The sequence below is a fragment of the Shewanella sp. P1-14-1 genome, assembly GCF_001401775.1.
In the GTDB taxonomy this organism is placed as follows: Bacteria; Pseudomonadota; Gammaproteobacteria; order Enterobacterales; family Shewanellaceae; genus Shewanella; species Shewanella japonica.
This window is the reverse complement of sequence record NZ_LKTL01000135.1, coordinates 1-230: the sequence shown is the minus strand read 5'-3', so window position 1 is coordinate 230 and position 230 is coordinate 1. Positions and strand designations below refer to the sequence as shown.

General features: G+C 45.7%; 1 pseudogene. It reads left to right on the top strand.

The features are described from left to right. Positions 1-230, top strand: a pseudogene (locus tag AN944_RS21725) (hypothetical protein); the annotation flags it as partial.

Genomic DNA, 230 nt, shown 5'->3' with positions numbered 1-230 from the left:
ACCATCACCGATGTAGCCGTTAATGCTGATGGCACTTACTCTGTTGATAATGTTGACCTATCAACGCTTGTGGATGGCGACATCACAGTTGTTGCAACTGCAACCGACAGCAACGGTAACGATTTATCTGCCAACGACACAGAAAACCTTGATGCCCTTTCAAGTAACATCACCGTCGATTTAGTCATCGATGGCGATAATAACGGTGACATCACTGGTACTAGTCAGGA